The following is a 21,576-nucleotide window of genomic DNA, read 5'->3' on the forward strand; positions in this document are numbered from 1 at the left end:
CGGTCCCGGCGGGAGGCTCAACGGCCCAGCACGTACGCCCCTGGCGCCGGTGCGAGCGCGTGCATCCCGCGCCCGCCGAGCTCGGGTGGGGCGTCCTGCAGCGGCCCGCTGCGCGCGGTGAGCCACGTGAGGTGGTCGGTCCACCAGGACCCGGGCTCGTCCACCGCTTCCGCGAGCCAGCGGGCGGGTTCGCCGGGCACCGCGCCGGCCGCTCGGAAGCCGGCCCCGACCCCACCCGGCGGGCTCACCAGCGACGCGGCGTGGCCGCCCGTCGCCAGCACGAACCGGCAGGGGCCGCCGAGCAGGCCTGCCGCGGCGTACGCGTCGCGCCATGCCGTGACGGGGTCGGCCGCGCCGACCACCAGGTAGCAGTCGCGGTCGACCTTGGCCAGGTCGAGCGGGGTGTCGAGCATGCTCGCCGCGCCCGGCACCGCGAGCGGTGCCCGCAGCGCGACGTCGACGAGGTCGCGGTGCAGGCCCGCGGGTGCCCGGGTGGTGTCGGTCAACCAGAACAGCACCTCGGACGACGGCGGCTCGTCGCCGCAGAGGTAGGAGCGCACGGCCTGCGGCCACAACAGGGCGTCCGGCGCCCGCCAGGCCAGCTCGGCGAGCAGCGGGCGGCCGTCCAGGTGACCGGTGCGCTCCGACTCCGCCACCGCCGCCCGCGCCCCGGCCGGATCCGGCGGCACGGACCGGGCGTCGAGCACGGTGCCGGCGAGCGTCACGGCCGCGACCCGGTGCTGGGCGCCGGTGGCAGCGAGGTGGGCGAGCAGCATCGCGGTGATCGTGCCGCCCGCGCCGAACGCCATGAGTGACGTGCGATGGGTGCGGGCGACGTGCTCGGTGGCGTCCATCCCCTCGAGCAGGGCCTGGCCGTAGGTGTCGAGGTCCCACTGCGCGTGGGCCGGGTCGTGGGAGGGGTCCGGGTTGCGCCATGACAGGGCGAACACCTGCACGCCCGACTGCACGAGGTGCTCGACGATGCTGCGGCCGGGAGCCAGGTCGGCGAGGTAGTAGCGGTTCAGCACCGGCGGCACGACGAGCAGCGGCACCTCGTGGACGAGCTCGGTCCGGGGCAGGTACTGGATGAGCTCGAACACGGGCGTGCGCAGCACCACCGCGCCCGGTGTCGCGCCGACGTCGGCGCCCACCTCGAACGTGCCGGCGGCCGCGGGCGCGGGGATGCGGGGTGGGGCGGCCACGTCGCTGACGAGCATGCGGACGCCCCGCACCGCGCTCGCACCGCCGGTGTCGAGCGCCGCCCGCCAGACAGCCGGGTTCAGCGGGGACGTGCTCGGGGACAACGCGCCCGAGAGCGCGGAGACCGCGGCGCGCAGCCGCGCCTCGTCCGCGGCGCCGAGCCCGGCGTCGGACACCAGCGCGTCGGCGGTGCAGCTCACCGCGAGGTGCGCTTGGGCGAGGCGGCGCAGGAGCGGGTTGCGCGTCCACGCGGGGTCGGCGTAGCGGTCGTCGTCCGCCTCCGGCATCAGCCGGGATCGGCCGGCACCGATCCGGGCCAGCTCGGCGGCGAGCCCCACGCCGCGGCGGGCGAGAGCGCCGGGCCGGGCCGCGAGCGCGGCGGCCATCCGCAGCGCCGAACCCCCGGCCAGCAGTCCCAGCGGGCCGGGGTGCCCCTCTGCGATCAACGCGTCCAGTCCGGTGGCGGCGGCCTCGGCGGCAGCCGGCGCGGACGGGTGCGGGTCGGTCATCGCGGGCTCCTCGCTGCCGGCAGGGGGCTGCCGGAGCATCGTCCCAGCTGGGCCTCGGGGGCGAGTCGTCACTCACCCGGTCCGGGGGACACCGGCATCCGCCCACAGAATGCACCATCGGCGGGTCCCACCGGTCCCGTGGGCCACGACCGTTAACCTGATCGACGCCCCCCGCAGCCCCCGCGCCATCAACGGTGACGCCGCGGGTCCTGGTACCGGGCCGTTCCCGAGCAGTCGAGACGTCAGGGAGATGTGTGTCCGCGCCGACCCCTCAGGCCCAGCAGATCGCTCCCTCCGCACGACCCCTGCGCGCGTGGCAGCGCAGCGCACTCGCCCGCTACCTCGCCGCAGCGCCCAAGGACTTCCTCGCGGTCGCGACGCCCGGCGCGGGCAAGACGACGTTCGCCCTGCGAGTGGCCGCCGAGCTGATCGCCGACCGGGTGATCGACGCCATCACGGTGGTCACGCCCACCGAGCACCTCAAGCACCAGTGGGCGGGCGCGGCGGCGGGCGTCGGCATCGCACTGGACCCCGACTTCCGCAACTCCACCGGGGCCACCTCGTCGGACTACCGCGGCATCGCCGTCACCTACGCCGGGGTCGCGTCCCACCCGCTGCTGCACCGCGCCCGCACCGAGAACCGGCGCACCCTGGTGATCCTCGACGAGGTGCACCACGCGGGCGACGCCCGCTCGTGGGGCGACGGCGTGCGGGAGGCCTTCGACGGCGCCACGCGGCGGCTCACGCTCACCGGGACCCCGTTCCGCAGCGACGACAACCCGATCCCGTTCGTCGACTACCTCCCCGACTCCGACGGGAGCCTGCGCAGCCGCTCCGACCACTCCTACGGCTACGCCGAAGCCCTCGCCGACGGCGTCGTGCGGCCGGTGGTGTTCCTCGCCTACTCCGGCACCTCCAGCTGGCGCACCAGCGCGGGCGAGGAGATGAGCGCCCGGCTCGGCGAGCCGATGACCGCGGAGCAGACCGCCCGGGCCTGGCGCACCGCGCTCGACCCGGCCGGCGAGTGGATCCCCGCGGTGCTCGCGGCCGCCGACCGCAGGCTCACCGCCCACCGCACCGGCGGGATGCCGGACGCGGGCGGGCTCGTGATCGCCACGGATCAGACCACGGCCCGCGCGTACGCGGAGATCCTCACGCGCGTGACCGGCACCGCTCCCGTCGTCGTGCTGTCCGACGAGGCGGGCGCCTCCGCGCGGATCGCGAAGTTCTCGGAGTCGGACGACCGCTGGATGGTCGCGGTCCGGATGGTGTCCGAGGGCGTCGACGTGCCGCGGCTCGCCGTCGGCGTGTACGCCACGAGCGCGTCCACGCCGCTGTTCTTCGCCCAGGCCATCGGCCGGTTCGTGCGGTCGAGGAGGCAGGGGGAAACGGCGTCGGTGTTCCTGCCGAGCGTCCCGGTGCTGCTGGGGCTCGCGAGCGAGTTGGAGGCCCAGCGCGACCACGTGCTCGGCAAGCCCCACCGGGCCGACGAGCAGTGGGACGACGAGCTGCTCGCCCGGGCCCAACGGCAGGAGGACGAGCCGGGGGAGGACGAGAAGTCGTTCACCGCGCTCGGCGCGCAGGCGGAGCTGGACCAGCTGATCTACGAGGGCACGTCGTTCTCCGCCGACGAGGAGGACTACCTGGGCCTGCCCGGCCTGCTCGAGCCCGAGCAGGTGCGCACGCTGCTCAACCAGCGGCAGAAGGAGTGGATGACGCGCGCCCAGAAGAATGCGCCCGCGGTGCCCCCGCCGCCCGCCGAACGGCCGCAGCTGACCGTTCGCGAGCAGCTGAACAAGCTCCGCAAGGAGCTCAACACCCTGGTGGCCCTGTACCACCACCGCACCAGCAAGCCGCACGGCGTGATCCACAGCGAGCTGCGCAAGGCCTGCGGCGGCCCGCCCACAGCCATGGCCAACATCGAGCAGCTCGAGGAACGCATCGCCACCCTCCGCTCCTGGCGCTGACCCCGATCACGCGAGTCTTGCGTTCCGGTACGGCGAGTCCGGCATGTGGGCACGGCGAGTCCGGCGGCGGTGCCCACTCGGCCGGATCATCACGACACGCACGCTGACGCTGTCCGTGCAACAGAGCGATTCCACCCGGATGGATCAATCCCTGGTGATCGGCCGAGCAGCCGACGGACCGGCGTCGGTCGGAGCGGTGCGTGCCGGGATGCCGGACTCGCCGGACGGGATGGCCGACTCGGCGTGACCGTTCGTCGGACTCGCCGTGTCGGGATGCCGGACTCGGCGGGCGGCAACGTCGGACTCGCCGTGGTGGTTTGTCGGACTCACCCCCGGGGTGGGGATACGACGACGGGGCGAGGACCGTGGTCCCCGCCCCGTCGTGGCGTCAGATCGGGCCGGCCGGAGCCGGCCTGGTCAACTGCCTGACTGCACGTCGATGTCCAGCTCGCGGAGCTTGTCGGCGTGGGCCCGCGCGTGGTGACCGCAGAACAGCAGTTCGCCGCCCTTCGGCATCACGGCCCGGACCTTCGCGGCCGCTCCGCACCGGTCACAGCGGTCAGCGGCGGTCAACGCGGGCCGGGTCAGGGTTCCTGGCTGCATAGCGGTCTCCCTCCGTCTCGACCCCGGGCGGACCCGGGATCGCTAGCTGTGACGACCGCTCGCGCGGTGCGCCCACTCTCCCAGACGTTCAGCACCCCTGCACGTGTTCCCGTGGCGCGTCGCGACGGACGTCACGCTCGACCGTGTGACCGAGCCGGCATCGCGGTGGCGCTGCGGTGACTCCTGCAGATCCAGTTGACTACGAGTGAATGATGCGTTCCCGCGCGGGATGCCGCAACACGACCCGTGTAAACACTTCTGACGAGCTGACTACGCTGGGCACACGTGCGTAGTGGTGTGGCGACCCGGGTCCCGGCGCCCATCCTGTTCGTGATCGGGGCCGTCTCGATGTACGTGGGTGCGGCGCTGGCGGTCGCGCTCTTCGACCGGTTGCCACCCAGTGCCGTCGCCGTGCTGCGCCTGATGGGCGCCGCCGCCGTGCTGCTGGCCTGGCGGCGACCGGCACGCTCTGCGTGGCGCGGCACCCGGTTCTGGCGGGCGTCGGCGTTCGGTCTGGCCACCGCGCTGATGAACGTCGCGTTCTACGAGGCCATCGCCCGGCTGCCGCTCGGCACCGCCGTGGCGATCGAGTTCTGCGGCCCGGTGGCCGTCGCGGCCGTCGCCTCGCGCCGCCCGCGGGACGTCGGCGCGGTGCTGTTCGCCGCCGTCGGCGTACTGCTCATCGCGGATGTGCGCTGGTCAGGAAGCCCTTCGGGGGTGCTGTGGGCGCTCGGGGCGGCCACGATGTGGGCCGCGTACATCGTGCTCGGCAAGCGCGTGGCGTCCGGCGGCAACGGCCTGGACGACATGACCGTCGGGTTCGCGGTTGCGGCCGTCGTGCTCTCGCCGCTGCTCCTCGCGGGCGGCCCCGGCGCGCTCGCCGCGCTGGCTGACCCGCTCGTGCTCGTGCTCGCGGTCGGTGTCGGCGTGCTGTCGAGCGTGGTTCCGTACGTGCTGGACCAGGTCGTGCTGCGCCGCCTCGGGCAGGCGCGGTTCGCCGTTCTGCTCGCCCTGCTGCCGGCCACCGCCACGGTCGTCGGCCTGGTCGGACTGGCGCAGCTCCCGACCGTCCTGGAGTTCCTCGGCATCGGGGCCGTCGTGACCGCCGTGGCGCTCCGGTCCCGGGACGGGGACGCCCCGGCGACGGTGGGCCGAACGGGAGGTTGACCACGGTGGGTAGTGGTCACGGCTTTCACGATCCGTCATGCGGTTCCGCCTGATCGAGTGACGGTGGGGCGGTCGGGTGAATCTCGATCGCGATCAGCCCGGTTCCGGGCGAGTGCATGAGGCACATGCACAGCGGGCGGCCGGAAGTGGGGTGCCCGCAACAAATACCCCTCGACGAGACCGAAATGTGACCGTCTGCGGCTGCCTGTAACGATTCAGTGTGCTTGGCGCCACCCGGACCGGGGACATACGTTGTCGGTCACAACATTCCCCGCAGCTGTGGAAGGACGACCATGCGCATCAGGAGAACCGCGCTCGCGGCCGCAGGGCTGGGGCTTGCCCTCGTACTCGCCGGCTGCGGTCAGAACGTTGCCGCGCCCTCCGCGCCCGCACAGAGCGAAGCGCCGACCGGCGGGGTCAAGGTCGGGGTGATCCTCCCCGAGACCGAGAGCTCCGCCCGGTGGGAAGGCTTCGACAAGCCGCTGCTGGAGGAGGCGATGCGGGCCGAAGGCCTCGACGCCGACATCCAGAACGCCCTCGGCGACGAGCAGAAGTTCTCCACCCTGGCCGACAGCATGCTCGCCAGCGGCGTGAAGGTGCTCGTGATCGCCTCGATCAGCAGCGAGTCGGGCTCGGCCGTCGCGGCGAAGGCCAAGGCGCAGGGCATCCCGACCATCGACTACGACCGCCTCAACCTCGGCGGCTCCAGCGACTACTACGTGTCGTTCGACAACGAGAAGGTCGGCCAGCTGCAGGGCGAGGGCCTCGTGCAGGGGCTGGCGGCCAAGGGCACGCCGAACCCGCAGATCATCGAGATCGAGGGCGCACCCACCGACAACAACGCCACGCTGTTCTACAACGGCCAGCAGCGGGTGCTCGGGCCGAAGTACCAGTCCGGCGAGTACAAGCTCGTGCAGAGCCAGAAGACCGAGGACTGGGACAGCCAGATCGGCGGCACCCTGTTCGAGCAGATCCTCACCGGCAACGGCGGCAAGGTCGACGGCGTCGTCGCGGCCAACGACGGGCTCGCAGGCGCGGTCATCACCGTCCTCACGAAGTACGGCCTCAACGGCCAGGTCCCGGTCACCGGCCAGGACGCCACCCCGGACGGCCTGCAGGCGATCCTGCGCGGCGACCAGTACATGACCGTGTACAAGCCGATCAAGCAGGAGGCCGAGGCCGCCGCGAAGCTGGCCGCGGCGCTCGCGAAGGGCGACACCGCCGCCGGCGACGCGCTCGCCACCGACTCGGTGGACGACCCGCAGGGCAACCGCAAGGTCAAGTCGGTGCTGCTCGAGCCGCAGCTGATCACCCGGGACAACGTCAAGAAGGTGATCGACGACGGCCAGGTCAAGGGCTCCGAGATCTGCGTCGCCGAGACCACCGCGGCTTGCCAGGAGCTGGGGATCAGCGCCAGCTGATCATCGACCCCTCGTGAGTGGATACGCGTGCTCCAGCACGCGTATCCACTCACGAGCACCGGAGGTGCACCATGAGTGAACCGATCCTGCAGCTGCGCGGGGTCAACAAGAGCTTCGGCGCCGTGCAAGTGCTGCACGACGTCGACTTCGATGTGCGGGCCGGCGAGGTCACCGCACTCGTCGGCGACAACGGGGCGGGTAAGTCGACGCTGGTCAAGTGTGTGGCCGGGATCCACCCGATCGACAGCGGCGAGATCCGCTTCGCGGGCGAGCCGGTGGCGATCCACGGGCCGACGGACGCGTCCCACCTGGGCATCGAGGTCGTCTACCAGGACCTCGCGCTGGCCGACAACCTCGACATCGTCCAGAACATGTTCCTCGGGCGGGAGCGGGGCAAGGCATGGCTGCTCGACGAGGCCGACATGGAGCAGGCGGCTCGCCGCACCCTGGCGTCGCTGTCGGTGCGCACCGTCACCTCGGTGCGGATGCCGGTGGCGGCGCTGTCCGGCGGGCAGCGCCAGACCGTCGCCATCGCCAAGGCGGTGCTCTGGGACTCCAAGGTCGTGCTGCTGGACGAGCCGACGGCCGCGCTGGGCGTCGCGCAGACCCGGCAGGTGCTCGACCTGGTCCGCCGCCTCGCCGAGCAGGGCCTCGGCGTCGTGCTGATCAGCCACAACATGGCCGACGTCTTCGAGGTCGCCGACCGGATCGCCACGCTCTACCTGGGCCGGATGGTCGCCCAGGTGCAGACGAAGGACGTGACGCACGGCCAGGTCGTCGAGCTGATCACCGCGGGCCGGTCGGGTGACCTGGGCCTGCAGCGTCCTGAGAGTGTGGCCGTCTGATGGCCGAGAAGATCCAGACCGAGGAGTCGACGGTGGAGAAGACGGGCGCCGCCGAGGTCGAGACCAGCGCGGCGGAGCGAGCCGCGCCCGCCTCGGCACGAGCGGCCGACTTCGGCATCGACACCACCGCGCGCACCACCGGTGAAGCCATCCAGGCCTACCTGCGCAACCTGCGCAACGGCGACCTGGGCGCGCTGCCCGCCCTCCTCGGGCTGGCGGCCCTGTTCGTGCTGTTCACGGTCCTCGACTCGGGCGGCACGTTCCCGAGCCTGCTGAACCTGGCCAACCTCCTGCAGCAGGGCGCAGGCCAGACGATCATCGCCATGGGTCTGGTGTTCGTGCTGTTGACCGGTGAGATCGACCTCGCCGCCGGCACCGGGTCCGGGCTCGCGGCGGCCGTGATGGCGCTGCACCTGGTGAGCAGCGGCAACCTGCTCGGGGGCATGGGCACGACCGTGTTCGTGCTGTTCCTCGTGGTCACCGTGGTCGCGATCGCGCTCGCGCTGATGCTGCGCATCTGGTTCGGGGCCGTGCTCTCGGCCGTGGCGCTGGTGCTGATGTTGGTCGGTTTCCCGCCGAACCCGTGGTTGGAGATGCTGCTGGCCGTGTGCGTCGGTGTGACGATCGGCTGCCTCACCGGGTTCGCCGTCGCGAAGCTCGGCATGCCCTCGTTCGTGGTGACGCTGGCGCTGTTCATCGCGTGGCAGGGCGTGATCCTGCAGCTGATCGGCGACGGCGGCACGCTGGGCCTGCGCGACCCGGTGATCATCGCGGTGGCCAACGGCAACCTGTCGACGCTCGCCAGCTGGCTGCTGTTCGTGATCGGCGCGGGCGGCTACGCGGCCGTGCTGCTGAACCGGCAGCGGTCGCGGCGCAAGCTCGGGCTGGTGGCTCAGCCGACGGGCCTCGTGCTGCTGAAGGTCGGCGCGGTCGTGGTGCTCGCCGCGGTGGCGACGTTCCTGCTCACGCTCGACCGCGCGCCGGGCACCACGCCGATCTCCGGCGTGCCGTACGTGGTGCCGGTCGTGCTCGTGCTGCTCGTCGCGGGCACGTACGTGCTCGACCGCACCCGCTTCGGTCGCCACGTCTACGCGGTGGGAGGCAACCGGGAGGCCGCGCGCCGGGCCGGCATCGACGTCACGCGCGTGCGGGCCACCGTGTTCGTCATCGGGGCGGCGTGCGCGGCGATCGGAGCGATCGTGTATTCCTCGAAGGTGGGTTCGGTGTCGCCGGCCGCGGGTGGCGGCAACACGCTGCTGTTCGCCGTGGGCGCCGCGGTGATCGGCGGCACGTCGCTGTTCGGCGGGCGCGGACGCGTCAGCAACGCCGTGATCGGCGGGGCGGTGCTCGCCACCGTGAACAACGGCCTCGGCCTGCTCGGCCAGCCTGCGTCGGTGGTGTTCCTCGTCAACGGTCTGGTCCTCCTGCTCGCCGCGGGTGTCGACGTGCTGTCGAGGCGGCGATCGGCGGTCGCCGGCAGGTGAGTCGCACGTGGGGCGGTGACGGTGGCGGCGGGGCGCCTGCGGTCACGGCAGGTGCCCGGCCCGACGAGGCCCGTCGGCACAACCGAGCCGCCCTGCTCCGGCGTCTGCACGTCGCCGGCCCCTGCACGCGCGCCACGCTCGCCGCCGAGCTGGGGCTCAACCGCAGCACGATCAAGGCGGTGGTCGACGGCCTCGCCGAGGCCGGGGTCGTCACCGAGGCGGTGCCGGCGCAGCGCAACGGAGCCGGCCGCCCGTCCCTGATGGTGCTGCCCGAGCCGGAGGCAGCCGTCGTGCTCGCGATCGACGTGCGCGTCGAGCAGGTGGCGATGGCCATGGTCGGCATCGGCGGGCAGGTGCTGGGCAGGCACAGCTGGAACCTGCACCACCGCACCCGCGCGCCCGGCGAGGTGATCACGCACATCGCGGAGTCGGCGCAGCTGCTCGCCGACGAGCTCGCCGTGGCCGCGCGCGGGGCGGCGGTGTCGGTGCCCGGCGTCGTGCGGCGCGACGACGGGTTCGTGCACGAGGCGCCCAACCTCGGCTGGCGCGACGTCGCGCTCGGCACCCGCCTCGCCGCGGTGCTGCGCATCCCGGTGCAGGTGGCCAACGACGCCGAGCTGGGCGCCCTCGCCGAGCACGTCCGCGGCGAGGCCCACGGCGTCGACGACCTCGTCTACATCTCCGCCGACCGCGGTGTCGGTGGCGGGGTGATCTCCGCGGGCAGGCCGCTGCGGGGCACCCGCGGGTACGTCGGGGAGATCGGCCATCTCGTGGTCCGCCCCGGCGGGCGGGCCTGCTACTGCGGCAACCGCGGCTGCTGGGAGACCGAGGTGGGGGAGGCGGCGCTGTGCCGGGCGCTCGGCCTTCCCGAGGACACCCCGCGCGGCGTGGTCGTGGCCGAGCTGCGCTCGCTCGCGACGGCACCGCTGCCCGGACCGCTGGACGAGTTCGCGGAGTGGCTGGCGACCGGCCTCGTCACGGTCGTCAACGTGACGGCACCGGACCTGGTGGTGCTCGGTGACCTGTTCACCGCGCTCCCGCCCGCGGTCGTCGACCACGTCCGGACGCAGGTGCACGAGCGGAGCCTGGTGAGCCGGGCGGTCGGCGGCACCCGCATCGAGACCAGCCCGCTCGGCCGGGACGCCAAGCTCGTGGGGGCCGCGGAGCTGGCGTTCGAGCCGGTGCTGGGCGCGGTCTAGGAGGAGCGGAGCCGTCGTGGTGTTCTCCCGCCTCCCGGACAGCAGGACGGGCCCTGTGCTCGAGGTGGGCGTGACCATCGCGGGCGTGCTCCTGATGGTCGGTGCGGGCATCGCCGCCTCGCCGTACACGCCGTCCTGGTTCGATCCCGACGACGGGCCTGCTCGTTCCGCGGGCGGAGTGCTGACGGCGATGTGGGTGCTCGAGGCGGTCGGGCTCGCGATGGTGCTCGCCGGCCTCGTCCTGACCGGGCGGGAGCTCCGGCGGATGCCGGCCCCGCCGGTCACGCGCCCGCTGCCCGCCTGGGCCGTGGTCGTGGCCTGCGCGATCGCAGGCGCGGCCCTGTGCGCGGTGGTGGGATGGTTCGTGCTGGTCGGGGTGCTCCTGTCCGCGCCGGCGATCCCGGCGGGGTTGTGCCTGTTCTGGCTGGTGCACGCCGCAGCGGTGACGGCACTGGACCGGCGCGTGGCCGCGGCGCACGCGTCGGCGTTCCCGAGCTGGCTCGCCGGTCTGGTCGTCGGAGCGGCCGGGGTCGCCGCGGTGGTGTGGTGGGCCGTCGAGATGCGCGGAATGCTCTGGGCGTTGCCGGTCGTCGACGGGGCAGCGCTCGCGCTGGGGCTGTTGGCGTGGCGCGCCGCGGCCGGCGGCATCCGGCCGTCGCAGGCCGGGATCGGTGCGCTCGGCGTCCTCGCCGCGGCCGCGACCGTGATCGTCGCGACGAGCGGAGCTGATCAGGTGGGCGCTGATCAGGTGGGCGGTGTCGATTCGCCGGCCGCCCCGGTGCTCCCGCCTCGTGCGGCGGTGCCCGCCGCGCCGTCGGCCGTCCCGCAGCCGTCGCCGACCCCGGCCCCGGTCGACGCCTCCGTGGCCTGCGCGCCCGAAGACCTCACCTGGAGCGCCAACGGGTGGGACGCGGCGATGGGAACCCGCGCGGTGTCGGTGGTCGCCACGAGCCATGCGGTCCGCCCCTGCTACGTCGACGGCTTCCCCGGCATCACGCTCGCCCAGGGTGGCCGGGACCTCCGGCTCACGACCGAGCCGGGCTCACCGTCGGGCCCGGAGGTTCCCGAGGCCCGGCGGGTCGGTCTGGCACCGGGCGGCACCGCGTCCTTCCCGTTGATCTGGAAGGGGTACGGGGCGGCTGCCGATGAGGACACCCCGCAGGAGCTGCGCGTCACGCTCGCGGGAGGCGAGCCGAGCACCGTTGCGCTGGGCACCTCGCCCGCCCCGTTCGACCTGGTGGACGGCGGCACGATCCGCGTGGGTCCGTGGCAGCCTGGTCCGTAGTCACACGCCCGCGCTCGGGGCGCCGCGGCTATGCCGCGTCCCGGTGACGCAGCGCGTTGCGCGCCTCGATCTGCTGCGCCGTGGCGATCCGCTCCGAGCGGCCCCGGCCCAGGAAGCTCACCACCCAGTGCAGCAGCGTGGTGACCTTGTTCTTGAAGCCGATCAGGTAGAACAGGTGCACGCCGAGCCACATCATCCAGCCGAGCAGGCCGCTGAAGTGCAACTTTCCGACGTTGGCCACCGCGGAGAAGCGGCCGATCGTCGCCATGTTGCCCTTGTCGAAGTACCGGAAGGGCGTCGTCACCGGCCGGCCGGTCAGCCGTCCCGCGATGGCGCGGGCGGCATAGCGGCCACCCTGCATCGCGACCTGCGCGACGCCGGGCAGGTCGAGCGCGGCCATGTCGCCGACCACGAAGATCTCCGGGTGGCCCGGGATCGTGAGGTCCGGGGCGACGCGGATGCGGCCTGCGCGGTCTGTCGCGGCCCCGGTGGCGTCCGCGAGGCGTGCGGCAAGGGGAGTGGCGGCGACGCCGGCCGCCCAGATCTTGGTGTGGGCCTCGATGCGCTCACCGCCCTCGAGCTCGACGCCGCCCGCGTCCACGTCCACGACGCGGGTGGCCAGGCGGACCTCGACGCCCATCCGGGTCAGCCGGCGCCGCGCGTTCACCGACAGCGGCCGGTCGAAGGCCGGCAGCACGCGGTCCGCAGCGTCGAGGAGGACGACCCTCGTCTCGGTCAGGTCGGCGTGCCGGTACTGGCCCCGCAACGACCGGTGCGCGAGCTCCGCGATCTGCCCGGCCAGCTCCACGCCCGTCGGGCCGGCACCGATGATCACGAACGTCAGCAGGCGGCGGCGGGCCTCCGGGTCCTCCTCGAGCTCGGCCATCTCGAACGCGTGGAAGATCCGGCTGCGCACCTCGAGCGCGTCGTCGATGTCCTTCAGCGAGGGCGCGTGCTCGGCGAACCGCTCGTTGCCGAAGTAGGAGTTGCGGGCGCCGGCCGCCACGATCAGCGAGTCGTAGGCCACCCGCCGCTCCCGGCCGTCCGGCGCCCTGACGAGCACCGTCCGTCCCGCCACGTCGACGTCGGTGACCCAGCCCAGCCGGACGTCGAGATCGCGGTGCCGGAGGACCTCCCGGATCGGAGGCGCGACCTCGCCCTCGGACAGGATGCCGGTGGCCACCTGGTACAGGAGGGGCTCGAAGAGGTGGTAGGTGGTGCCGTTGATCAAGGTGACGGACGCGGGCGCACTGCCCAGCGCCTTGGCGGCGAACAGGCCACCGAAGCCGGCACCGACGATCACGACGCGATGCTCGTTCTGTCTCATGCATCGAGGACGGGACACCGGCGTGACATGTGACAGCGCAGGCGCCCACCTGTGACGGGGATGACTCGACGCGATCCCGGTCCGGCGCGGCCGTGCGGATCGCGGATGACCTGACCGGCCTGCCGTCCGGCGGACGGCAGGCCGGCCTCGCGAGCCGTTTCGGCCTCGGTCAGCTCTTGTCGGCCACCACGTCGGAGTCCTTGTTGCCGCGCACGTCGTTGGCGTCGGCCGGGGCCACCGCGTCGCCGGTGCTCATGATCCCGGAGCGGTTGTCGGTGATCGTGTTGCCCGTGAGGTCGATCGCGCCGCTGGTGTCGACGTAGACGCCGTACCGGACGTTGTCCGCGATGACGTTGCCGCGCACGGTGGTGGCGGTGGACTCGCTGACCACGCGCACGCCGTCCTGCTGGTTGCCGCGCAGCTGGTTGCCCTCCACCACGTTGCCCTGCGCCAGCTGCGTGATGCCGACGCCGGTCTCGCCGTTGTCGTACACGCGGTTGTTCCGCAGCGTGTTGTCGCCGGACTCGTTGACGTTGATGCCCTGGGCCGCGTTGTCGAACGTCTCGTTGCCCTCGACGAGGTTCCGGTCCGAGCGCAGGTAGAGCACGATCCCGTGGTGGGCGTTGCGGTAGACCACGTTGTCGCGGATCACGCTGTCGACGCAGTCCTCGGCGAGGATGATCCCGTGCTTGCCGTTGTCGTGCACCACGTTGCGTTCGATGGCCAGCTTCGACGACCCGGTGTGCGGGTCGATCCCGTAGAGGACGTTGTTGCGGAACTCGTTGTCGAGCACGGACAGCCCGCTCACCTCGAAGGTGTAGAGCCCGTAGTAGAGGTTCGACACGATGCTGTCGCTGATCCCCCCACCGGTGCCTGCGGTGCGCCAGGAGAGTCCGTAGGACTCCACGTCGCCGTGGCCGAGGTAGTGCAGCTCGGCATCGCTGATCGTCATCTGCGCGCCGTCGCGGGCGAGCAGGAAGCTGCGACCGTCGTCGTAGCCGGTGTCGACGGTGCCCTCCGCGTCGTTCCACGACGTGACGCAGGAGCCGGTGACGTCGAGCTTCCCGCCGAGCGCCTCGACCGACACGAACCTGCCGGGGGCGCTCTCGAGCTTGAGCCACCGGACCTCGGGCGCGCTGATCTGCACCTCGGCCCCGCCGCGCACGACGAGGTCGGCGCCCAGCTGCCACTCGCCCGGGCCCACCTCGCGCAGCGCGGCCGGATCGCCCACCGCGGCGGCGATCGCCGGCAGCGTCGCCCCGGTGCCGGCGACCACGTCGATCACGTTCGTCGCGCGGTCGAACCGGACGTCGAGGCCGGCCGGTGCCGCCGGCGCGGGGACGTCGGCTGCGGGCGCCTCCCGGACGCAGGGCTGCGTGGGGCTGTCGATGACGGGCGCGGCGACCTGCCGGGGCTGCAGCGGCGGTGGGCTCGGCGCCCCGCAGCCTGCGAGGAGGACCGCCCCGACCGCACCCGCGACGACGAGCTGGACGGTCCGCCGGAATGTGCTCATCACGCCTCCACCGGGAGCGGCGGGCGGCGGCGCCGGGTGGCGCCACCGAGGCGGCGCTGGCGGTAGGAGTGCAGCTCCTCCAGCACCACGGCCAGGATGATCAGCGGGATGCCGATCGCCCCGAGCAGGTTGAGCGGGGGCAGGCTCAGGTCGTTGGTGCCCTGCTGGTTGATCACGCCGCGCACCGATTCCAGGGCGTGCACGTTCGAGTTGACGAGCGTGAACGGGCTGCCCTCGGCGCTGTTGACGCCCAGCTCGGTCGTGTCGACCGTGACCCCTGACGCGTAGACCGGCTCGGGGGATCGGGAGCGGATCCCCTCCCGGGCGGCGACGATCGTCGAGTTCGTGATCGTGGCACCCGCCGCGAGGTCCAGGCCGGTGCCGCCGCCGGTGATCTCCGCGCCGGTGATGCGCGCGTCCGGGGTGAAGCTGCGCACGGCGTCGGACGCGACGTCGTTGACGGTGAGGTCGGTGACGACGAGACCGGACGTGCCGGCCGCGGTGACGAGGCCGTCGCGCCCGCCGTCGACGGTGAGCCCGGTGAGGCGGATGTCGTGCGCGCCGCGGTCGACGCGCACGGCGGACCGGGAACCGGTCACGTGCACGCCGTTCAGGGCGATGTCGGCGCCGTTGAGGGCCGCGCCGGCCACGCGGGCGCCGCTGAACGTCGAGTTCTTCGCCTCGAGGTGGCTGGTGCTCTTCTCGACGACCAGCCCGCGGGCGCCCCCGGTGGTCTGGATCCCGTCGAGCACGATCCCGGAGCTGTTGACGTGGGTGAACACGCCCATGCGCTGGTCGGTGGCCGTGTAGCCGGTGACGCCGATGTTCGTCGAGCGGGAGATGCGCAGCCCGCCCGCCTCGTCGGCGGTGGTGTCGACCGCGGAGATCTGCGTGCCGCTCTCGCCGACCACTGCCACGCCGAACGCCCCGTTGGCGTTCGTGCTGATGCCGGTGATCGGGCGGCCGCCGCTCTGCCCGGACACGAGTACCCCGTTGGCGCCGTTGCCGGTGGCACGGATCCCGCTCATCGAGGTGCCCTGGTCGCCGGCCAGCACGAGTCCGTCGTCGGCCGAGTCGGACACCGTGAGCTGCTCGAGGTGCACGCCCTGCGAGTGGGACAGCTCCACGCCGGTGCTCCCGCGCGCCACGGTGGTGCGCACCAGCGAGCCGGTGCTGGCCGTGCGGAACTCCACGGCGGCGGCGCCGCGCTCGTCGGATCCGGGCGTGCCGTCGGACACGGTGCCGAGGTCGTTGATCGTGACGTCGGTGACGTCCAGGCGGCCGCCGCCCGATGCCACGATCGTCGGACGGCCCTTCGCCGTGGAGGGCAGCGGCTGCCCGGTGGCGAGGTCGATCGAGGCGACCGTGATCCCGTTGAGGGCGACCCGCCCGCCGCCGGTGTGGATCGAGGCGGCGTCGGCCGGGGTGGCTCCGCCCGCGAGCTGCAGGGTGCGCAGGGTGCTTCCGCTCCCGCCGAGCTGCATCGAGACGCCCCGGGTGAGGACGAGCGTGGCGTCGAGCGTCGCGGTGCCGTCGGTGACGGTCAGCCAATCGGACGGCAGGGCCTGGTCGAGCGCCGAGATCGTCAGGTTGCCCCCTGCGCGCCCGACCTGGCGGGTGACGCGACCGTCGGTGGCGAGGTCGATGCGGAAGTCCCGCACGACCACCATCCGGTGCGGGCGGCCGCGGGCCTCCCAGGCCCTGCGCACAGAAGCCGCGGTGTCGGGGGTGACCACCTGGGTCGGTTGCGCCACCGCCTGGGTCACCGTCTGGGCCATCGGGGTCGCGGTCGGGGCGGCCACGGCGGTGCCCGCCGCGAGCCCGAGGCCGAGGGCGGTGGTCATGCCCGCCGCGAGGAGCCGTCCGACCCACCGCTTGCTGGTGGTGCCGGTGTTCATGCCGCGACCCTCCGCAGTGGGATGACGTTGTCGTGGTGGTCGTCGCTGTCGTGGTGGTCGTGGTCGTCGTGGTGGTCGTCGACCGTGGTGCGCACGACCTCGCCGTTCTCGACCGCGACCTGGCGGGTGAGCCAGGCCTGCTTGCGGATGGTGACCAGCGCGGTGATCTTGATGATCGCCATCAGCCAGGAGACGGCGACGTAGCCCAGCACGAAGAAGAAGCTGGACGGCCGGCGCCGGATGTGCGGGGCCAGCTTGGCCGCGCGGCTGACCTGCCACCACAGCAGCAGCACACCCGCGAGGATCCAGTTCTGCGTGACGAGGGCGAACCCCATCGCGATCGGCCCGAGCAGCAGGGTGAAGCTGCTGAGGCCCTTGTCGATCATGGTGTAGGCGAGGAAGGGGTGGCGCCACACCCACGGCTTGGACAGCGCGCGCAGGTCCGAACGCCAGGTGTTGCGGGCCCAGCGCAGCCGCTGGCGGAAGAACGTGCGCCAGCGGTCCGGGAACGTGGACCACACCTCGGCGGTGCGCTGCATGTAGGTGAGGTGGCCCCGCTCCAGGATCAGCGTGGTGAGCCGCTTGTCGTCACCGGAGAGCGACTGGACGCCCCAGAACGTCTCGTTCATGAAGTCGTCCTCGATCTCCAGCAGCAGCTCGCGGCGGTAGACCGCGGTGCGCCCGGACAGACAGGAGACGGCCTTGCCCAGCAGGCTCTGCGAGGCGTTCTCGTCGAAGTAGCGGTGGTCGAGGAACATGTCGGTGATCCGGGCCAGGAAGCCCTTCGACCCGTACACCGACTGCCGGGTGCCCACACCGCCGATGCGCGGGTCGGCGAACGGCTTGGCCACCTCGACGGCGACGTCGTCGGCCCAGATGGTGTCGGAGTCGACGAGTGCGACCAGCTCGGTGCGGGCCGCCCGCCAGCCCCGCCGCAACGCGTCGCGCTTGCCGGGGACGTCGGTGATGACGACGGTGACCGGGTACCGGGCCGCGACGTCCTGGCAGGTGGTGTCCGAGGCGTCGATGACGAGGATGACCTCCTCGACGTCGTTGGCCAGCCACGACTCGATCGCCGTCGCGAGGATCGTCGGGTCTTCCTGGTAGACCGGCACCACGATCGACAGCGGCAGCCGGTGGTCGTTGATCACCGGCTTGTAGAGCACCGCGGGGATGCGCCGCACGAGCCAGGTGCCCCACCGGATCAGGCCGAGCACCCCGAGCGGGGTGCCCAGCACGTAGTAGTAGATCGGCAGGTTCATGCCGACTCGCGCTCCTGCGCGGCGGCGGCCGCGGTGCTCTGGCCGCGGAGCTCGCTCGCGTCGGCGTGGGCCACCGTGTCGATCTCGTGGTCGACGATCTCGGCCAGCCGGTCGTTGACCTCCACCACGGCGGACAGCAGCGGCATGTTCACACCGACGGTGTCGGCGAAGCCGAGGAAGCCCTGGGTGTCCTTGGGCAGGCAGACACCGCCGTAGGGGGCGCCGCCGCGGATGCCGTACTCGGGGTTGATCGAGCCCTCGGCCGAGCGGGCCACGGTGGCGGCGATCGGGTCGAGGTCCAGGCCCAGCTTCTGGGCGACCAGCCACATCTCGTTCCAGAAGCTGATCTTGGTGGCGTTGTAGATGTTGTGCGCTGATTTGATGAACTCGGCCTCGGCCGGGTCGGAGAAGGTGCGCAGCTCGCCACCGAAGGGGGACAGCAGCTCCCGCAGCCGCTCGACGTTCTTCGGGTCGCGGCTGGCGATGATCGTCATCCACGGGTTGGCGAAGTCCTCCGCCGCGGACGCGGCGCGCAGGAACTCCGGGTTGGACGCCAGCCCGAAGCCCTCGTTCGCGACCATCCCGGAGTTCTCCTCCAGGGTGGTCCTGACCAGGCCCTCGGTCGTGCCCGGGGGAACGGTGGAGCGCACGACGACGATGTGCCTGGCCGATGCGCCCGCGATCGCACGGCCGACGGCCGCGGTGCCGGCGGTGAACGCCGACAGGTCGTAGCGGTGCCCGTCGTTCGGCGTCGGCAGCGTCAGGAAGATCAGCGACTCGGGCTCGCCGGCCAGGTCGATCTCGGTGCGCGCGTCCCAGCCGCGGTCGCGCAGCTCCCGGACCCGCACCTCGTTGATGTCGACGAACGTGACGTCGTGGCCGGCCTTCAGGAAACCCTCACCGGTCGCGGCGCCCACGACACCGGAACCCATGATGAAAATCCTGCTGTTCACGTTTATTCCCCTCTTGATGCGACCCGAAGGCAGGCAAGCCTCACCTCGGATCCGGTGGTGTGCGGAACGACGGACGTCGTCGTCCGCGAAGATCAGTTCGACCCGCCGGTCGTCGACGACCGGGCACTCGGGCGCGCTCGAACACCCCGTGGGCGACAGGTGTTCGAGTGCATCGGTGCAGGTCAAGCCGATCCTCGGTGCGGCCGTTGCCAGCTCCCGATGAAGTCGTCCGGTGTTGCGCCCCCGCCGGACGGCCCCCATCACCGGGAGTCGAGGTCGGTCGTTACTTCTACCGCTGACCGGCTGTTCGCCGGTGGAACCCCTACGCGATAAACACTATCTCAACGACTCCTGAGATCGTCTCAGATTTGTGGTCACGCTGTGTCCGGCACGGGTCACCAGCGGCGATCCCTGCGGGTCATTCCCGGCTATTTGCGCAGGTTCCCACCCCGCGAGGTGCGAATGCCCGCTCGCGGTGCGGTGGACGTGCCGCTCGTGTGATCCCTCGCACGGATCACCACTGATCACTACTCACCCAACGGCATGGTGCGGATCGATGTTCCCGCGGGTAGCCCTCCAGGGACGAGGGGGTGCGGGTGGACGGTTCGGTGTGGGCCGCGACGGCGGGCGACCTCGTGGCGGCGCGGGTGCAGATGGCGTTCTCGCTGGGCTGGCACATCGTGATCGCCTGCTTCGGCGTGGGCATGCCGGGGCTCGCCGTCTTCGCGGAGTGGCGCGGGCTGCGGACCGGCGACCCGGCGTGGGAGGTGCTCGCCCGCACCTGGGCCCGCGCGATGGGTGTGCTGTTCGCGGTCGGCGCGGTCTCGGGCACGATACTCAGCTTCGAGATGGGCCTGCTCTGGCCCGGCCTGATGGGCCCCTTCGGCGACGTGATCGGGCTGCCGTTCGCGCTGGAGGGCTTCGCTTTCTTCGTCGAGGCGATCTTCCTGGGGATCTGGCTGTACGCGTGGGACCGGCTCCCACCGCGCGTCCACGTGCTCACCGGCATCCCGGTGATCGTGGCCGGGGTGGCCTCGGCGTTCTTCGTGGTCACGGCGAACGCGTGGATGAACCAACCGCGGGGGTTCGACCTGGTGAACGGCGAGGTGGTCGGCGTGCGGCCGTGGGAGGCGATGTTCAACCCGGCGACGCCCCCGCAGACCGTCCACATGATCGTCGCGGCGTTCATGGTCGCCGGGTTCGGCGTGGCCTCGGTCTACGCGGTGGGGCTGCTGCGCGGGCGCCGGGACCGTCACCACCGCCTCGGCTTCCTCGTCCCGTTCACCGTGGCGGCCGTGCTCGCCCCGGTGCAGGTGGTGGTGGGGGACTGGGCGGCGGGCTTCCTCGCCGAGTACCAGCCGCTCAAGCTCGCCGCGATCGAGGGACTCGCGGAGACCACAGCAGGTGCGTCGCTCTCGCTCGGCGGGGTCTTCGTCGACGGCGAGCTCCGCTACGCACTGGAGATCCCGAACGCGCTCTCGCTGCTCGCGCACTGGGACCCGAACGCGGTCGTCCTCGGCCTCGACCAAGCCCCACCCGAGCTTCGGCCGCCGGTGAACATCGTGCACTGGAGCTTCCAGGTCATGGTCGCGATCGGGTTCGCGCTGGTCGCACTCGGCGCGTGGCTCGCGTGGTCGTGGTGGCGCCGCCGGGAACTGCCCCGTTCGCCATGGTTCCTGCGCGCCGCCGTGCTCGCCGGCCCGGCCGCGGCGCTCGCCCTGGAGGCCGGCTGGGTCGTCACCGAGGTCGGCCGCCAGCCATGGGTCGTCTACGGCGTGCTGCTCACCCGCGACGCGGTCAACCCGCACCCCGGTCTCGTCGCCGGCCTGCTGACCGTGCTGGCCGTCTACGCCGTCCTGACGGTCGCGACGGTCGCCGTCCTGCGCCGCCTGGCCCGCCGCGGTCCCGTGGCCCCGCAGGAACGGGCGGGCGCCCGGTGACCGCCGCGGACGTCCTGCTCGTGACCCTCTGGATCGGGCTCACCCTGTACGCGCTGCTCGGCGGCGCCGACTTCGGCGCAGGCCTGTGGGACCTGCTCGCGGGCGGCGCCGAACGCGGCCGTCCGCAGCGCGACCTCATCGAGCACTCGATCGGCCCGGTGTGGGAGGCGAACCACGTGTGGCTGATCTTCGTGATCACCCTGTTCTGGACGGCGTTCCCGGAGGCGTTCGCCCCGTTCGCCGCCACGCTCTACATCCCGCTCACCCTCGCCGCGCTGGGCATCATCGCCCGCGGGGCGGCCTTCGCGTTCCGCAAGGCGATCGAGGAGCTGTGGCTGCGCCGCGTGTTCGGTGCCGCGTTCGCGTTCTCGTCGGTCGTCACCCCGTTCTTCCTCGGCACGATCGCCGGTGCCGTCGCCTCCGCCCGGGTGCCGCCCGGGATCGGCGCCGGGGACATCGTCGCGAGCTGGTGGAACCCCACGTCGGTCACTACCGGTGTGCTCGCCGTCGGGGCGTGCGCCTATCTCGCGGCCGTCTACTTGTGCGCCGACGCCCGGCGGGCCGGGGACGAGGAGCTGGCCGAAGCCTTCCGCGTGCGGGCGCTCGCGACCGGGGTGCTCGTCGGCGCCGCGACCGTGGCGGCGCCGCTGGTGGTCCGGGTCGACGCGCCCGGCCTCGTCGCCGGGCTGACCGGCCGCGCCCTGCCCCTCGCGGTGCTCAGCGTGGTCGCGGGCGCCGCGTCCCTCGGACTGCTGGCGGCGCGGCGCTACGTGCCGGTCCGGATCACCGCCGCGCTGGCCGTCGCCGCCGTGATCTGGGGTTGGGGGATCGCGCAGTACCCGACCATGCTGCCCGGGCTGACCGTCGCCGCCGCGGCCGGGGACCCGGCCGTGCTCGTGGCGGTGCTGTGGGTCCTCGGGATCGGCTCCGTGCTGCTGGTGCCGTCGCTGGTCTTCCTGTTCCTGCTGTTCCAGCGGGAGCGGGCGGCGGGCTGATCCGGTTC

The 21,576-nt window shown here is 72.6% G+C and carries 16 protein-coding genes; 9 read left to right on the top strand and 7 right to left on the bottom strand.

The genetic code is table 11. The features are described 5' to 3' along the window. Positions 1-17: 17 nt before the first annotated feature. Positions 18-1,709, bottom strand: a complete 1,692-nt coding sequence (locus tag FHX44_RS28965) for a PHA/PHB synthase family protein (protein WP_212612694.1) — start codon at positions 1,707-1,709, stop codon at positions 18-20. 254 nt (positions 1,710-1,963) lie between these two features. Between FHX44_RS28965 and FHX44_RS28970 the strand changes: the two genes are divergently transcribed. Then, positions 1,964-3,676 carry a DEAD/DEAH box helicase gene (locus FHX44_RS28970; protein ID WP_147258685.1) on the top strand — a complete coding sequence of 571 codons (1,713 nt, stop codon included), beginning with the start codon at positions 1,964-1,966 and terminating at the stop codon, positions 3,674-3,676. A gap of 417 nt (positions 3,677-4,093) precedes the next feature. Here the strand turns inward: FHX44_RS28970 and FHX44_RS28975 are convergent, their stop codons facing one another. Beyond that, positions 4,094-4,279: a DUF7455 domain-containing protein gene (locus FHX44_RS28975; RefSeq protein WP_147258686.1), complete on the bottom strand. Its 186-nt coding sequence runs from the start codon at positions 4,277-4,279 to the stop codon at positions 4,094-4,096. Between the two features lie 348 nt (positions 4,280-4,627). On the opposite strand from FHX44_RS28975, the gene FHX44_RS28980 reads away from it, so the two are divergent. The 6 genes from FHX44_RS28980 (at position 4,628) to FHX44_RS29005 (ending at position 11,680) form a co-directional block, all read left to right on the top strand. After that, positions 4,628-5,446, top strand: coding sequence for an EamA family transporter (locus tag FHX44_RS28980; RefSeq protein ID WP_147261551.1), 819 nt, complete (start codon positions 4,628-4,630; stop codon positions 5,444-5,446). A gap of 293 nt (positions 5,447-5,739) precedes the next feature. Continuing rightward, the gene (locus tag FHX44_RS28985; RefSeq protein WP_147258687.1) at positions 5,740-6,867 is read left to right on the top strand and encodes a sugar ABC transporter substrate-binding protein; all 1,128 of its coding nucleotides are present in this window, start codon (positions 5,740-5,742) and stop codon (positions 6,865-6,867) included. Between the two features lie 71 nt (positions 6,868-6,938). Beyond that, positions 6,939-7,712 (top strand): ATP-binding cassette domain-containing protein, encoded by a 774-nt coding sequence (locus tag FHX44_RS28990; RefSeq protein WP_147258688.1) that lies wholly within the window; start codon positions 6,939-6,941, stop codon positions 7,710-7,712. Next, positions 7,712-9,196, top strand: a complete 1,485-nt coding sequence (locus FHX44_RS28995) for a sugar ABC transporter permease (RefSeq protein WP_147258689.1) — start codon at positions 7,712-7,714, stop codon at positions 9,194-9,196. Before FHX44_RS28990 ends, FHX44_RS28995 begins: the two co-directional genes overlap by 1 nt. Beyond that, positions 9,193-10,395, top strand: a complete 1,203-nt coding sequence (locus FHX44_RS29000; RefSeq protein WP_147258690.1) for an ROK family transcriptional regulator — start codon at positions 9,193-9,195, stop codon at positions 10,393-10,395. The genes FHX44_RS28995 and FHX44_RS29000 overlap by 4 nt, the downstream gene beginning before the upstream one ends. A gap of 16 nt (positions 10,396-10,411) precedes the next feature. Further along, positions 10,412-11,680: a DUF4232 domain-containing protein gene (locus FHX44_RS29005; RefSeq protein WP_147258691.1), complete on the top strand. Its 1,269-nt coding sequence runs from the start codon at positions 10,412-10,414 to the stop codon at positions 11,678-11,680. Between the two features lie 28 nt (positions 11,681-11,708). Here the strand turns inward: FHX44_RS29005 and FHX44_RS29010 are convergent, their stop codons facing one another. The 5 genes from FHX44_RS29010 to FHX44_RS29030 form a co-directional block, all read right to left on the bottom strand. Next, positions 11,709-13,007: an NAD(P)/FAD-dependent oxidoreductase gene (locus FHX44_RS29010; protein ID WP_147258692.1), complete on the bottom strand. Its 1,299-nt coding sequence runs from the start codon at positions 13,005-13,007 to the stop codon at positions 11,709-11,711. Positions 13,008-13,176: 169 nt separating this feature from the next. Further along, on the bottom strand, positions 13,177-14,520 hold the full coding sequence (locus FHX44_RS29015; protein ID WP_147258693.1) for a right-handed parallel beta-helix repeat-containing protein: 1,344 nt from the start codon (positions 14,518-14,520) through the stop codon (positions 13,177-13,179). Further along, complete coding sequence (locus FHX44_RS29020; protein ID WP_147258694.1) at positions 14,520-16,418, bottom strand: right-handed parallel beta-helix repeat-containing protein; 1,899 nt, start codon at positions 16,416-16,418, stop codon at positions 14,520-14,522. Before FHX44_RS29020 ends, FHX44_RS29015 begins: the two co-directional genes overlap by 1 nt. Continuing rightward, complete coding sequence (locus FHX44_RS29025; protein WP_147258695.1) at positions 16,415-17,680, bottom strand: glycosyltransferase; 1,266 nt, start codon at positions 17,678-17,680, stop codon at positions 16,415-16,417. Before FHX44_RS29025 ends, FHX44_RS29020 begins: the two co-directional genes overlap by 4 nt. After that, complete coding sequence (locus tag FHX44_RS29030; RefSeq protein ID WP_147258696.1) at positions 17,677-18,612, bottom strand: UDP-glucose/GDP-mannose dehydrogenase family protein; 936 nt, start codon at positions 18,610-18,612, stop codon at positions 17,677-17,679. Before FHX44_RS29030 ends, FHX44_RS29025 begins: the two co-directional genes overlap by 4 nt. Positions 18,613-19,229: 617 nt before the next feature. Between FHX44_RS29030 and FHX44_RS29035 the strand changes: the two genes are divergently transcribed. Both FHX44_RS29035 and FHX44_RS29040 read left to right on the top strand, forming a co-directional pair. Next, positions 19,230-20,573, top strand: coding sequence for a cytochrome ubiquinol oxidase subunit I (locus FHX44_RS29035; protein ID WP_246170647.1), 1,344 nt, complete (start codon positions 19,230-19,232; stop codon positions 20,571-20,573). After that, positions 20,570-21,568, top strand: a complete 999-nt coding sequence (locus FHX44_RS29040; protein ID WP_147258697.1) for a cytochrome d ubiquinol oxidase subunit II — start codon at positions 20,570-20,572, stop codon at positions 21,566-21,568. Before FHX44_RS29035 ends, FHX44_RS29040 begins: the two co-directional genes overlap by 4 nt. Positions 21,569-21,576: the final 8 nt, after the last annotated feature.

The organism is Pseudonocardia hierapolitana, assembly GCF_007994075.1.
GTDB lineage: Bacteria > Actinomycetota > Actinomycetes > Mycobacteriales > Pseudonocardiaceae > Pseudonocardia > Pseudonocardia hierapolitana.